This window comes from Streptomyces anulatus (assembly GCF_000721175.1).
GTDB classification, from domain to species: domain Bacteria; phylum Actinomycetota; class Actinomycetes; order Streptomycetales; family Streptomycetaceae; genus Streptomyces; species Streptomyces anulatus_C.
In genome coordinates this window covers 142,918-156,460 of record NZ_JOEZ01000003.1, presented here as the reverse complement: position 1 = coordinate 156,460, position 13,543 = coordinate 142,918, and the positions used below count along the sequence as shown (strand labels likewise).

Here is a 13,543-nt window from a genome sequence, read left to right as displayed (position 1 = left end):
CGGAACTTCCGTGGTCAGGGCCGCAGTCGTAGCAGAGGCTCAGGACGTCACAGGCGTTCGAAGCCCCGGACTCGCTCCCAGTCGGTGACCGCCGTCTCGAAAGCGGCCAGTTCTGTGCGGGCGGCCTGCGCGTAGTGGCCGACGACCGCCTCGCCGAAGACTTTGGCGGCGATCTCGCTGTTCTCCCACCGGTGCAGGGCTTCGGTGAGCGTGCTGGGCAGCCGCGGCACCGACGGATCGGCCAGGGCGTTGGCGGTGTGCGGCGCCGGGAGGTCGAGCCCGTTCTCGATGCCGTACAGGCCGGCGGCCACCGCCGCGGCCACGGCGAGGTACGGGTTGGCGTCCCCCCCGGGCACCCGGTGCTCGATCCGCAGCGAGTGGCCGGAGCCCACAACACGGACCGGGCAGGTGCGGTTGTCCTGGCCCCAGGTGATGCCGGTGGGGGCGAAAGCCCCCGGCTGGAGCCGCTTGTACGAGTTGATGTTCGGCGCCATCAGCAGCGCGAAGTCGGCGAGGCAGGCAAGCTGACCCGCGACGAAGTGGCGCATCAGGTCGGACATGCCGTCCTCTGCCGCCGGGTCGGCGAGGACGGCGGAGCCGTCCGTGCCGCGCAGCGACAGGTGAATGTGGCAGGAGTTGCCCTCGCCCTCGTCGTACTTGGGCATGAAGGTGAGCGCGACGCCCTCCTGCGCTGCGATCTGCTTGGCGCCGTTCTTGAAGACGACGTGGTTGTCGCAGGTGGTCATCGCCTCGTCGTAGCGGAAGACGATCTCGTACTGGCCGGCGTGGCACTCTCCCCGGGCCGTCTCCATGGTGAGCCCTGCGCGCACCATCTCCCGGCGGATGCGGCGGACCACCGGCTCGATCTCGGCCAGACCCTGGAGGGAGTAGTCGACGTTGTAGCTGGTGCCCGTTTCCAGGCCGTGGTAACGGCGGTCCCACGCCTGACGGTACGACCCGCGGAAGATCAGGAACTCCAGCTCGGTGCCCGCGAAGGCTGTCAATCCGCGTTCGGCGAGCCGGTCGAGCTGGGTGCGCAGTATCTGGCGCGGGGCCACCTCGACCGGGTCGCCGCTCGGCCAGACGGCGTCGGCAAGCACGAGAGCGGTGCCCGGGTCCCAGGGAAGGGTGCGCAGCGTGGCCGGGTCGGGGCGGAGGACGAAGTCACCGAATCCGCTCTGCCAGGCGTCGATGGCGTATCCGGATCCGGTGCCCATCTCGACGTCTGAGGCAAGAAGATAGACGCAGGCGCCGAAGCCCTGCTCGGCCGCCTCGTCGAGGAAGTACGGCACGGACAGGCGACTGCCCTGGAGCCTGCCTTGGAGGTCCGGGACGCTGACGATGACCTCCTCGACGCGTCCCTCCTCGGCCTCGGCGCGGAGTCGCTCGTACGGCGAGTCGGTCATATCTGCTCCTGAAGTTCCTGCGGGCCGGCGATCGGGGTCGCGGTGGCGAGGGGGTTGGGGAGGGTGCCATGGACGACGTCGAAGCCCTCGTCCTTCTCCGCGCGGTCGTGGAAGCCACCGCCGAGCAACTGTTCACGGTTGAGCGCCACCCGGTCGAACTCCGCGGCGAGCAGGCCGAAGTCGTCGAACCGGTCGGCCAGTTCCGGGAAACGGGCGTGGTAGCGCTCGATCTCGGCGCGGACCATGGCCCAGAAATCCTCCTCCGGTACCCCGAGGTGCGCGGCGGCCAGCGGGGCGAAGAACCGGAAGTGACCGGCGAAGATGGCGCTGAGCAGAGAGTGGGCCAGCTCGCCGGCGGGCCAGCGCAGCAGCAACGAGTCGGCACGATCGGAGAGGCCGGCGTACTCCGGGTGACTGCCGGGCAGCAGGTTGACGTCCTCGGCGAAGTCCTTGACCGCAATGCCGATGGGGGTGTCGGCGGCGTCGTAGAGGACGACCGTGTTCTCGCCGTGCGGGCAGTACGCCACGCCGTACCGGTAGAGGTAGTGCAGCAGGCCGGGCAGCAGGGCGCGGAAGAAGCGGTCCAGCCAAGCGCGGGGTTCGAGCCCGGACCGGTCGACCAGCTCACTGACCAGTGCACGCCCGTCGGAACCGACCTTGAGCAGCGCAGCCATGGTGCGGGCCTGCTCGCCATCGCGCAGCAGCGCCGCGACCGGCTCACGCCAGACCGCGCCGAGCAGCTCGTGGTAGCGGTACGGGGCGTCCTTCACCGACTCGTACAGCGGGTGGTGCACGGCCACGCCCGCCACCTCGCCGAGCGGGTGGAAGCGCAGCTCGTCGCGGAGATACGGGTCGGCATCGCGGACGGCGTGCAGCCAGGCGCTCACATCGGGTGCGGCCTCGGTGGGCTTCGTGGAAAGGCCGCGCCAGACCAGGGTGTTGCGGATGAACAGCGGCACCTTCACGTTGCGGCGGTGCGGGTGGTCCAGATTCGCCAGGGTGCGGATGGACTGAAGCGGCCGGTAGCGGTCCGGGCCCTCACCGAGCAGCACGATGCGGCCGTCGGCGAGATACGGGGCGAAGAGGGTCGCGACGGCCTCGTCCCAGTGGAAGGGGTGCACCGGCAGCCAGCGGAAGCCGGCAGGGTCGTAACCGGTTTCGGCGCATGTCTCCCGGAGCGTTGACCCGAACTGCTTGCGTGTCTCCTCGGCGAGCTCCTCGGCGAGCAGGGTATCGGCGTCGAGACCGGGCACCCCGGAGTAGGAGGCGAGGCTGCTGTGAACACCAGCCCAGAGCAGGTGCACCGAACCGGCGGACTCGGGGGCGTAGGCGGCGGCGTCGGAGGCGGAGAAGCCCAGCCGGCCCTTGTTGAGCAGCATGCACGGGTGGCCGTCCTGATGTGCCTCCAGGTCGAGGTGGTCCAGGTCGGCGAGTTCGGCCGCGGGCAGGGCGCGGGAGATGACCTCGGCCTCCGCCCGCCGGGTGGCGGTGAGTTCGCGCAGCACCTCGGCGGTGGTGGGCCCGTCCCAGCCGAGAACCGGGCGGGCGTCGAGCAGCAGCTGTTCAGGGCCGGCCACGCTGCCGTCGGCCGGCTCGGGGTGGCGCCGCAGGGTGCCGGGTATGAGCCGCCAGGTGCCGAAGGTGCCGCGTGTTGCGCGGAAGGACCAATGGACTCCGTCGGCCAGGTCCAGCCGGTACGCGTCCGGGGTGCCGGCCGACGGGTCCGGTCCGGGAACGAACAGCTCCTCATAGGCGAACTCCTCCACTGCTTTGATGAGCAGTCGTCGGCCGGCCTGGGCCCAGGCGTCACGGCTGGTGCGGTTCATCGGTGGTTCTCCTCGGAGTACGCGGGGGAGGCGGTGGCCATCAGGGAAGGCGTGGAATCAACGGCGCCGGACCGCACAGAGGCGGGCATGCTGGTCGTAGTCGCGTCGGCCTGCGGTTTCGGCACATCGTCACGCCTGACCGCGGGCACGTCCGGGTCGGGCGACACCCGTCCCGCCCGCCGCGCGCCGGCTTGTGGAGCGGCGTTGCGGAAGCGCCGCACGGACAGGGCGACGGCGCATACCTGCACGGCCGCGGCGACAGCGAGGGGCAGCGCCAGGTCGTGGGAGACCGCAGCCGTGGCGGCCAGCGGCGCAGCGAGCAGACCGGCGGACCGGACAGTCTCCACCGCGGTGAACGCCGGGCCCTTCGTGCCGGTCGCGCGGAACATCCGCAGCTCGACGGCGACCTGGGCGAGGCCGAGCCCCACGCCGTACAGCAGCCGGCCGCCGACCAGGCCGGGCAGCGAGTCGGCCAGCCACGACCAGGCCATCCCGGCCGCGCCCACTGCCAGAGCAAGCGGCAGCAGCCGGTCACCGAACCGGTCGTGGCAGCGGCGCACCAGGGGCAGCACAGCCAGGGCGGAGACGCTCGGCAGGAAGAACAGCACGGCGGACCCGACCGATCCGCTGCCGAGGCTGTCGGCGAACTCGGTGAAGAAGGGCCGCGCGACATTGACCGAGAAGTCGAAGGCGACGCCGATCAGCGCGGCGTAGGCGAGCATCGTGAACCAGGTGAGGCGGCTTGACGGCCCGCGCACGACCGGGCCGGGCGAGTCCGGCGCCGTGCCCGACGCGCCGTCGGTGTCCTGGCCATCGCCGGCCGTGGAGCCGTCCGCGGCGGATTCAGCGGATTCGGCGGATTCGGCGGCTTTCACGTCCGGGCGCCTGCCCAGGATGCGGTACGTCAGCACCGCCAGGAGCGTGTCCAGGACCGCGAACGCCGAGATACCGATGCGGGGTTCCGGAAGCGCGAGGACTCCGGCACCCACCATCGTGGAAACCACGACGGACAGATGGAAGACGACCACCAGCGTGCACACCCCGGCCAGCCGGGCCCGCTCGCCGCCCTCCGATTCGTCGCCGTGCTCGGCGATGAAAGCCGGATAGGCCAGCAGCAGGGCGCTGTTGGTCATCACGATGAGCGTCGACAGCACCGTGTACGCGGCATAGCTGGGTGCCAGACCGAGCAGCAGGTCAAGAACGGCGGACCCGCACAGCCCGGCCAGCACCAGCTTGTGCAGCGGCCAGCGCCGGGCCGCCAGCCCCCACAGAGGGAGGGCGGCGAGCCCGACGATGCGGCAGATCCAGATGTACAGCCCGGTCGCTTCCGGGTCCTCGATGCCGTACAGCCGCTCGAACAGCTGAGGGAGGAACGGCGTCAGTGCGGTCTCGGCGACCAGGTGCAGCCCTATGACGGATATGAGCACCGTCTTGGCGCGGCGTGCCGCTCCACCCCGGGCCGGTGTCCCGGCCTGTTCCACAACCGTCATCGCGGCGTACCGGAGGATGTGGCCGCGGCCCCGTCCGGGACGGCCGTCGCAGGCGGGGCGGACGTCGGCGACTGCGGTGCGCCGAAGGTCGTGAACGCCTGCCGCGGGGCAACGGGCAGTACGTCGCGTCCGGCCGTGGCGTTGAGGATGGTCGCAGCGCGCCAGGCGCCGAGGGTGAGGTCGGGAGCGCCCACGCCGTGCGTGTGCATCTCGGCGTTCTGGACGTAGAGCGAGCCGGAAACCCGCGGGTCGAGCGCGACCCGGTACTCCCCGTCGATCTGGTAGCGGCCCCTGTCGTCCCAGTCGACCAGGTCGCCCATCGACTCCAGGAACGACGGACGGGAGGCGGTATAGCCGGTGGCGGAGACCACGGCGGAGGTCCGGACCTCGAAGAGCGAATCCTGCTGTTGAGGCCGGCAGGTGAGCAGGTACCCCTTACCGTCGGCCTTGGCCGCGACGATCTCCACGCCCGGCTGCAGGGTGGCGCGCGGCTCGCCACCCCCGATGGTGCGCTCGTACAGCTCGTCGTAGATCTCCCCCAGCGTCTCCTGGCTCACGCCCTTGTAGAGCTGCCACTGCTCCCGCACCAGCCGTTCGCGCGTGACCTCGGGGAGCTCGCGGAAGTAGCGGATGTAGTCCGGGGTGAAGTGCTCCAGGCCTATCTTCGAGTACTCCATCGGCGCGAAGGCCGTGGTGCGGGCCAGCCAGCGGACGTACGGGCCGCCCTGGCCGTCGCCGTCCTGGTGGCGGAGCAGGTCGAGCGCGACCTCGGCGCCGGACTGCCCCGCGCCGATGACCGTGACGTCGTCGGTGGCGGCCAGCCGGGCGCGGTACGTGCGGTAGTCCGCGCTGTGCAGCACACGGCCCGCGTGGGCGTCGGTCAGCAGCGGCCGCAGTGGCTCGGGAACGACAGGGTTGGTGCCCACACCCAGCACGACCTGGCGGGCCAGGACGCGGGTCTCGGCGCCGGAGGCGGATCGGTGCACGACAGCGAACGCGTCCGCCTTCTCGTCCCACTCCAGCGCAGTGACTTCGGCGTCGAAGCGGCATGAGGGCAGCCGCTCGGCAACCCAGCGGCAGTAGTGATCGTACTCACGGCGCGGAATGTGGAAGCGCTCGGAGAAGAAGAACTTGAACATCCGATCGTGGGAGCGGAGGTAGTTCAGATACGACCACGGGCTGGTCGGGTCCGCCATGGTGACCAGATCGGCGAGAAACGGCACCTGAAGTGTCGTTCCCTCCATCAGCAGGCCCGGATGCCAGGAGAACGCCGGCTTGGCGTCCAGGAACAGGGAACGGAAGCCCGGTACACCGTCCGCCAGCGCGGCCAGGGACAGGTTGAACGGGCCGATTCCGATGCCGACCAGGTCATACGGGAGATTCCGGTCGTCGGAAGTCGAGAGGGCGGTCACCGCTGGGCCTCCGTGAGGGGGTTGGGGAGATCGATGTAGACGGACTGGGTGTGGACGTCGCCGACGAGTTCGTCGAGCCCGTCCACGCAGGTCAGGTAGTTGCCCTTGCAGCGCAGTACGGGTGCGTCGAGCAGCAGGTCCAGCAGGCCTTTGGCGGCGGGCTCGGCCGTGCGCAGTCGCTCCAGTGCGGTGCGGCAGACGCGCAGCAGGTGGCCCTCGTCGGCCAGTCCGAGCGCGCCGAACGCTCCGACGAGACCGAGCAGGTTGTTGATGCCGAGGTAGTAGGCCACCCGCTCGTCGACGAAGGCGTCGTCGAATACCAGCTCGACGCCATCCGTGGCGCCGGGCAGGAGCCGCTCGATGTCGTCGGCGCGGGAAGCGGCAAGGTAGTACCCCTGGCTGTCCCGGTACCAGCCCGCGCGGGGCAGTCCATGAGTGTCGAGGGCCACCAGGGTGTTCTGGTGGTGAGGCTCCAGAGCGATGCCGTACCGCGCCTGAAGACGGATCAGGGGAGCGACCAGTACATCCAGGTAGCGGGCCAGCCAACGCTCCGACGCCTCGGCCACCGGGATGCCGAACGCGCGGGCGGCGCGCTCGATCGCCTCACACAGCAAGGCGCGGTGCTGCGGCGGGGAACCGTCGCCGGGACCGGTCCGCTCGGCCAGCAGGCCCGCCACGCACAGCCCTTCGGGCGCGCCGTTGCCGCCGCCTCGGAAGGGGTTGTCACGGATCGCGGTCTCCAGACCCGTTTCCGGGCCTTCGACTCCGACCGAAACCCAGGCGAACTCGCGCAGGATGCCGAACTCCGGATGCTCGGCACGGAGCCAGTCCCCGGGGCCCGCGGCCAGCAACTGCGTGGCCCTTACGCCGAGACGCATCTCGCTGCGCAGGTTGTTCCGCCGGGAGTTGGTGATCCGCATACCGAGGGACAGCTTCAGCATCACCTCGGCGTCCGGCCGCTGGACAGTACGCACCGAGGACGTGGGGTACCAGGCTGGGCCGGCCGCACCGAGCGGACGGAGCAGTCCGGCGTCGACGAGCGCGGCGACCTCCGGACGGGCCAGCACCTCCCGGGCCTGCCAGGGATGCGCGGGCACCGCGACCATGCCGTCGGGCACCTTCAGCCCGGCGGCGAGCGGACGCAGCAGCTGCGCGGGCGAACGGCCGTCCGCGCTCCCGCCGACCACGACATCCGGGTGGGCGGCGAACCAGTGCAGCGGGAACGAGCCGCGCAGCTCGGGCGAGTACGCCTCCAGCTCGGCCTCCGACGCCTCCTCGCGGCTCTTGGGCGCGGGATGGAACGGATGGCCCAGCAACAGCGCCTGCTCGCTGTCGAGGAACGGCGTCGGCCCCTGGCCGTGCTCGCCCTCGGCGCGCCGGTGGGCGATGTGCGTGGCGGTGCGCCGAGCGGAGTTCAGCACCCGGGCGGCGGCGTCGCCCCCGTGGTGCGGGAGCACACCGCGGCCCAGCGTGGTCTGCCGGATCAGTGCCGCCGCCACCAATGCCGCGTCGGCCGGAAGGCGGTCGCCGTCGTCGCCATCGGCTGTGACCAGGCTGGGCGCACCGAAGCGATGCCAGCCGGTGGCCGACCGGTACCGCACAGGAACCAACAGGGTGAGCCGGCTGGCGGGCAGGCCGATCAGCAGTGCCTGCCCGGTCTCCGGCACCTCGGTGCCGGTCTCGCGTACGTAGGCGCGCAGCAGCGTCTCCATCGCCGCGGCATCTCCCGCGCGGAGGGGGTCGGCGTCGTCCAGCGGGTCCGGGCCGGTCCCATGAGACCGGGGTGACGGGATGTCAGCAGCACTCCCCCGGGCGCCGGGCCCGGACGGCAACCCGTCCGGGGACGCCGGGGCAGTGCCCTCCAGACGTACGGTGCCGGATGCGGGCGCCCCTGCCATGGGCGGTGCCGGCCGCGCCGTACGGGCGTCGTCGGGCCGGTTCACCGGTTCTCCTCCTCGGCCTGGCCCGATGCGGCGACCGCGTGCAGCAGTCGCTCGACCTCGGCGGGAGTGGTGTGCGGGTTGAGCAGCGTGAGCTTCAGGCGGACCCGGCCCGGCCCCTCGCCCGGGAGCTCGGTGCGGCCGACGACCGCCCGGCCCTCGCGCAGCAGCCTGCGCCGCAGCGCCGCGTTCACCCGGTCGGTGTGCTCGGGGTCGGCGCCCTCGGGCAAGTAGCGGAAGAGGAAGGCCGTCAGGACGGGATCGGCGTGCAACTCCAGCCGGGGATGCGCCCGTACGGCCTCCGCACCGCCGCGCGCCAGCTCATGGCAGGCATCCACGAGCCGGCCCAGGCCCTCGCGGCCCAGTGTGCGCAGCGTGACGGCGATCTTGAAGGCGTCGGCGCGACGGGTGGTGCGCAACGAGAGGCCGAGGAGGCTGGGGTAGCCGGCGTCCTCGTCGTCCTGCGGGTTGAGGTACACCGCCCGTCGTGCGAGTGAGGCGTAGGTTTCCGCCCGCCGGACCAGGAAGATGCCCGCGGCGACCGGCTGCCAGCCCAGCTTGTGCCAGTCCAGGGATACGGAGTCGGCCAGCGCGATGCCGCCGACCAGTGGGGCGAGTTCGTCGGACAGCAGTGCGCCGCCGCCGTAGGCGGCGTCCACGTGCAGCCAGGCGCCGTACTCGGCGGCCAGCGCCGCGCAGGTGCGCAGCGGGTCGACCGCACCGGTGTCGGTGGTGCCGGCGGTGGCCACGACCGCCACCGGCACCTCACCCCGCGCGACGCAGTCGCGCAGAGCGGACGCCAGCGCCTCCGGCTTCATCCGCAGCTCGCGGTCGACCGGCACGGGGACGACCGCGTTCTCCCCGAGACCCAGCAGCGCGGCCGACCGCTGGACCGAGAAGTGGGCGGCGGCGGAGGCGAAGATCCGCGGACGCGGGCCGGTGCCCGGTACTCCACTCAGCTCGATCTGACGCTCGGCCGCCCGGCCCAGCACGCGGTCGCGGGCCAGCATCAGGCCCATGAGGTTGGACTCGGTGCCGCCCGAGGTGAGCACGCCGGCGGCTTCCGCTGGGTCGTACCCGACGAGCTGTGCCAACTCCTGGAGCAGCAAGGTCTCCACAGCCGTGGCGGCGGGCGCCTGGTCCCAGGAGTCCTGGGAGGGGTTGAGCGCGGCGACGGCGAGATCGGCGGCGACGGCCACGGCCAGCGGCGGGCAATGGAGATGCGCGGCGCAGGACGGGTCGGCGGGGTCGGCGCTGCCGTACGCCAGGAGTTCGGTCAGCTGGTGCAGGGCGTCGTCGCCGTCCGCCTCGGCGAACACCCGCGCGACCTCCGCGGCCAGGTCCTCGGGCGTCCCGGTGGGAACGGGTCCGCCGCGCCGCACGGCGCCTTTGGCGAGGGCCTCCAGGACGGCCTGCACCAGCGGCTCCAGTGCGACGGGGCCCTCCGCGCCTCCGGACAGTGCCGTCTTCCGGACCTGGTTGCCCGACGGTGCGGCGCTGCCGAGCAGCCCGGCCACGGCCTCGCCCAGAGGGCCGGCCCCCGCCGAGGCGGGTTCAGGGACGAGGCTCAATCCGCCGCGCGTATGGATTCCGCCGGTCTGCCCGGGCGCGGTCTCCGCGTCGTACGTTTTCAGGGCTGCGTCGAAGTCACCGGTGGCCGGCCCCGGGCCGGGTATCTCGCTCGTCATGCCCGCCCGCCCGGAACGTGCGGCGTCGTCACCGTGGCGATGGCGTCGGTGAGCCGGTCCAGCACCGCTTCGACCTGCTCGTCGGTGATGATCAGCGGCGGCAGCAGCCTCACGGTCGAGTCGTAGCGACCTCCCAACTCCACGATCAGGCCGCGCTCAAGGCATGCGGCCCGTACCTGCGCGGCCACCCGCGGGGCGACCGGCCGGGCGCCGCAGGAGTCGGGTTCGGCCTCGGGGTCGACCAGCTCGACACCGATCATCAGGCCGCGACCGCGAACGTCACCGATCGCGGGGAGTTCGCTCCGCAGACCTTCCAGCCGGTCCGTCATCCGGGCGCCGACGGTGGCCGCCCGCCCGGCCAGGCCCTCCTCGGCGACGTACCGCAGGGTAGCCGTACCGGTCGCCATGGCGAGGGTGTTGCCGCGGAAGGTGCCGGTGTGGGCGCCGGGCAGCCAGCCGTCGTAGTCCTCGTGGTAGACGAGTACCGCGAGCGGCAGGCTGCCGCCGATCGCCTTGGACATCACCACTGCGTCCGGCACGATCCCGCTGTGCTCCACGGCCCAGAAAGCGCCCGTGCGTCCGACGCCGGTCTGTACCTCGTCGACGATCAGCGGGATGTCCCGCTCCATGGTGATACGCCGCATCTCGCGCAGCCAGGCGTCCGGGGCCGGTACGGCGCCGCCCTCGCCCTGCACCGCTTCGAGGATCATCGCGGCGGGCGGGACGACTCCGCCGTTCGGGTCGTCCAGCAGGCGCTCGGTGTATGCGGTGGACAGCTGCGCGCCGCGCTCCCCGCCGACACCGAACGGGCAGCGGTAGGGGTACGGGTAGGGCAGCCGGGTGACGTCGGCGGCGATCCCCGGTACCGGCTGCTTGGTGGTGACACCGCCGGAAGCGGCCAGGGCTGCCGCCGTCATCCCGTGGTACGCGCCAGTGAAGGCGAGCAGCCCGTGCCGCCCTGTGGCGGTCTGCATCAGCTTGAACGCGGCCTCGACCGCGTCGGTTCCGGCGGGCCCGCAGAAGTGGATGCGGGCCTTGTCCGCGAAGCCGCTGGGCAGGGTGGCGAACAGTGCGTCGGTGAATTCGTCCTTCTCCGGGGTCGCCAGGTCCAGGACGTGCAGCGGCGCGCCACTGTTGATGGTCCGCTGAATGGCCTCCAGTACGACCGGGTGGTTGTGGCCGAGGGCCAGAGTGCCGGCTCCGGAGAGGCAGTCGAGGTAGCGGCGGCCGTCTGTGCCCTCGAGGTTCATGCCCTGTGCGCGGGCCGGAACGATCGGGAACGACCGGGCGTACGTGCGGGCCGAGGACTCCCGGGTGCGCTGGCGCCGCAGGATGGCGTCGGCCTGTCCCGTAGTGCGTTCGGCGTCGGTTCGTTCGGCGGGGTGCACGGTCATGATGTACGGCTCCAGGATGGGGAGGGTGGGGAAGCGAGCGGGTGGCGACGAGGAACCCGAGGCCCGGTACGGCCCGGACGGGGCCGCCGGCGCCTCAGAGCAGAAGGCGCTCGGCGACGGGGTGGCCGAGGAAGCTGTGCATGGCGAACTCCCAGCCGTAGGAGCCCGCGTACGGGAACACCACCAGGTCACCGGCGCGTATCCGGTCCACCAGGACATCGCGTAGAAGGGTGTCCTCCGGAGTGCACAGCTCGCCGACGACCGTCACACGCGTCTGTTCGGCGCAAGGGCGGAGACACCCCTCGGGCCAGTCCTCCACGGGCAGCACCGCCATGTTGTGGACGATGTCCCAGGAGGTGGGGAGCTGGAAGTGGTTGATGCCGCCGCGCAGCACCACGAACTCCTCGCCGTAGGACTCCTTCACGTCCGTCACCTCGGCGGCGTACCAGCCGCAGTCCGCGACCAGGAAGCGGCCGGGCTCCAGCACCACCTTCACGCCCGCGGGGACCTCGACAGCCGCGGCCAGTTCACCGAAGCGGGCGACGTCGAAGGGCTTCTCGCCCTCGAAGGCGACGCCGATGCCGCCGCCGATGTCGATATGCCGCAGCTCGATCCCGTTGTCCTGGGCAGTCCGCACGCTCCACTCCACGCACCAGCGCAGATACGCGGCATGGGACTCGGCATCGAGGTTGTTGGACGCGGCGTGGATGTGGAAGCCGATCACGTCCAGCCCCGGCAGCCGTAGGGCCTCACGCAGCACCCCGGGCACGTCGGGCTCCGCCACCCCGAACTGGGAGGGCACGCCTCCCATGTGCAGCGAGCCGGTGACGGGGATCGTCGCGGGATTGACGCGAAGCGCCACTCGGGCGCGGAGCCCTTCGCCGACCGCTATCCGGCTGATCCGGTGCAGTTCGAGGAGACTCTCGGCATTGATCGCCTCGGCTTTCGCCCGGACCAGGGCGGTGAGGACGGGGACGGATTTCGCCGGCCCGGCGGCGACCACCGGGGCCGGGGTATCTCCGGCCACCGGCTTGGCCGATACGGCGAGTTCGAGCTCTGCGCAGGAAGCGACCTCGAAGCCGTCGACATGCGGGGCCAGCGCCTGGACGACGCCCGGGAAGGAGTTGGCCTTCACGGCGTAGTAGACGGCTGCCCATTCCGGAAGCGCCCTGCGCAACTCGCGCGCACGCTCGGCGGCGACAGCACCGTCGTACACGTAGGCCGACACCGGGGCCTGGGCCTGCGCCAGCTCCAGCAGACGGTGACGGACCGCTGCGGGGAGCACTTCCACGGGGTAGGCGGATCGCGGAGCGGCGGACGGCGGCAACTGAATGGACACGGCTCTGCCTCGGGTCGGGGTCGGAAGGTTGAAGGTGTTCAGCGGCGGTCGAGGTGGCGCAGGATCGCCACGGGCGAAAGCGCTGTGCCGGAGTTGTGCGCCAGGGGGCGCCCGTAAGACGGGATCCGGCCAGGTCATCGCTGCCCGGCCCGTCCCGGATGCGCGGCAGCGGCGGCTCCGTCGTAGTGCTCGATCGGCGATCCGGTCGGTGGACCCATGGGTCTGGGCGTAATGGCACTGTTCGAACGAGGCACGGTTCCCCCTGAGGAAAGCGGACTGTCGGGCAGCCGCACGGCCACATCCAACCACTTAGGCGAGCCTAACCTAATGGTTTGCTGGATTGTTTCCAAGGGGGCGACTCCCGTAAGTCCTATTCAGGCCGTTTGATTCCTCCTCATGGCGCATGCTGGTCACCACCATCAACCTGTCCTCGCTGACCAGCACCGAAGCCGATCACCGGCAGGTGTGCCAGGAGCTGTGGGTCGCCCTGCTGGTCGACGGCACCCGCGCCCTCGCACGCATCGGCCGGTGGACCAAGGCGGCCGAAGCCATGGCCCAGCACCGCGGCATCGGCAACCGGCTCCTCGACGGCCGCCAGATCAAAATCATGGCCCTGATGGAACAAGGACGAAGCCAGCAGGCCCTCGACCTGATCGACACCACCCAACCGACGGAACCTTGGGAGACCGCCATCGGCCTGCTCCTGCGCGCCCACTGCCGGCCCGTCGGCGTACCGGTTGCGCGGACCGACCTTGAACACACCCTGGACGAAGCCACCATGCTCCTCGCCCCTCCCGATCCGTCGACCGCCGTGTTCCAGACCCGGGCGGGCCTGACCGCCCTCGACCTGGACCCCGACGGGCAGTGCGCGGACATGCTGCCCAAAACCATCGCCGAGGCGGCCCGGCTCGACGCCTACGCCGCCCGCGACGTCACTGCACCACCCCATCGCCGCGTCCGCCCTGGACGCCGGTTCGACCCATACGCTCAACGCGGTGATCGCCGCAGCCGGACTGGGATCCGGAATCCTGTCCGTTGACCACCACGA

Annotated in this window: 9 protein-coding genes; 1 reads left to right on the top strand and 8 read right to left on the bottom strand. The window is 71.5% G+C overall.

Annotated features, from left to right (window positions below; translation table 11 throughout):
* Window positions 1-47 precede the first annotated feature (47 nt).
* The 8 genes from IG90_RS0103720 to IG90_RS0103685 form a co-directional block, all read right to left on the bottom strand.
* Complete coding sequence (locus IG90_RS0103720; protein WP_030577399.1) at window positions 48-1,406, bottom strand: glutamine synthetase family protein; 1,359 nt, start codon at window positions 1,404-1,406, stop codon at window positions 48-50.
* Window positions 1,403-3,232: an IucA/IucC family protein gene (locus tag IG90_RS0103715; protein WP_033893635.1), complete on the bottom strand. Its 1,830-nt coding sequence runs from the start codon at window positions 3,230-3,232 to the stop codon at window positions 1,403-1,405. The genes IG90_RS0103720 and IG90_RS0103715 overlap by 4 nt, the downstream gene beginning before the upstream one ends.
* Complete coding sequence (locus tag IG90_RS0103710) at window positions 3,229-4,722, bottom strand: MFS transporter (RefSeq protein WP_033895328.1); 1,494 nt, start codon at window positions 4,720-4,722, stop codon at window positions 3,229-3,231. The genes IG90_RS0103715 and IG90_RS0103710 overlap by 4 nt, the downstream gene beginning before the upstream one ends.
* Entirely contained in the window at window positions 4,719-6,134 is a 1,416-nt protein-coding gene (locus IG90_RS0103705; protein ID WP_051860212.1) for a lysine N(6)-hydroxylase/L-ornithine N(5)-oxygenase family protein, read from the bottom strand. The genes IG90_RS0103710 and IG90_RS0103705 overlap by 4 nt, the downstream gene beginning before the upstream one ends.
* Window positions 6,131-7,846 carry an IucA/IucC family protein gene (locus IG90_RS0103700; RefSeq protein WP_051860211.1) on the bottom strand — a complete coding sequence of 572 codons (1,716 nt, stop codon included), beginning with the start codon at window positions 7,844-7,846 and terminating at the stop codon, window positions 6,131-6,133. Before IG90_RS0103700 ends, IG90_RS0103705 begins: the two co-directional genes overlap by 4 nt.
* A 227-nt stretch (window positions 7,847-8,073) precedes the next feature.
* Window positions 8,074-9,762: a pyridoxal phosphate-dependent decarboxylase family protein gene (locus tag IG90_RS0103695; protein WP_078585379.1), complete on the bottom strand. Its 1,689-nt coding sequence runs from the start codon at window positions 9,760-9,762 to the stop codon at window positions 8,074-8,076.
* Complete coding sequence (locus IG90_RS0103690) at window positions 9,759-11,156, bottom strand: diaminobutyrate--2-oxoglutarate transaminase (RefSeq protein WP_051860210.1); 1,398 nt, start codon at window positions 11,154-11,156, stop codon at window positions 9,759-9,761. The genes IG90_RS0103695 and IG90_RS0103690 overlap by 4 nt, the downstream gene beginning before the upstream one ends.
* A gap of 94 nt (window positions 11,157-11,250) precedes the next feature.
* The gene (locus IG90_RS0103685; RefSeq protein WP_206433899.1) at window positions 11,251-12,441 is read right to left on the bottom strand and encodes a type III PLP-dependent enzyme domain-containing protein; all 1,191 of its coding nucleotides are present in this window, start codon (window positions 12,439-12,441) and stop codon (window positions 11,251-11,253) included.
* 457 nt (window positions 12,442-12,898) lie between these two features.
* Here IG90_RS0103685 and IG90_RS39100 point away from each other — a divergent pair, with 457 nt between their 5' ends.
* Window positions 12,899-13,534, top strand: a complete 636-nt coding sequence (locus IG90_RS39100) for a hypothetical protein (RefSeq protein WP_051860209.1) — start codon at window positions 12,899-12,901, stop codon at window positions 13,532-13,534.
* Window positions 13,535-13,543: the final 9 nt, after the last annotated feature.

Bases quoted from the DNA above. Each gene is read 5' to 3' on its own strand.
- IG90_RS0103710 (WP_033895328.1), bottom strand. From the start codon at position 4,722: ATGACGGTTGTGGAACAGGCCGGGACACCGGCCCGGGGTGGAGCGGCA.
- IG90_RS0103690 (WP_051860210.1), bottom strand. From the start codon at position 11,156: ATGACCGTGCACCCCGCCGAACGAACCGACGCCGAACGCACTACGGGA.
- IG90_RS0103720 (WP_030577399.1), bottom strand. From the start codon at position 1,406: ATGACCGACTCGCCGTACGAGCGACTCCGCGCCGAGGCCGAGGAGGGA.
- IG90_RS0103700 (WP_051860211.1), bottom strand. From the start codon at position 7,846: ATGGAGACGCTGCTGCGCGCCTACGTACGCGAGACCGGCACCGAGGTG.
- IG90_RS0103715 (WP_033893635.1), bottom strand. From the start codon at position 3,232: ATGAACCGCACCAGCCGTGACGCCTGGGCCCAGGCCGGCCGACGACTG.
- IG90_RS39100 (WP_051860209.1), top strand. From the start codon at position 12,899: ATGCTGGTCACCACCATCAACCTGTCCTCGCTGACCAGCACCGAAGCC.
- IG90_RS0103695 (WP_078585379.1), bottom strand. From the start codon at position 9,762: ATGACGAGCGAGATACCCGGCCCGGGGCCGGCCACCGGTGACTTCGAC.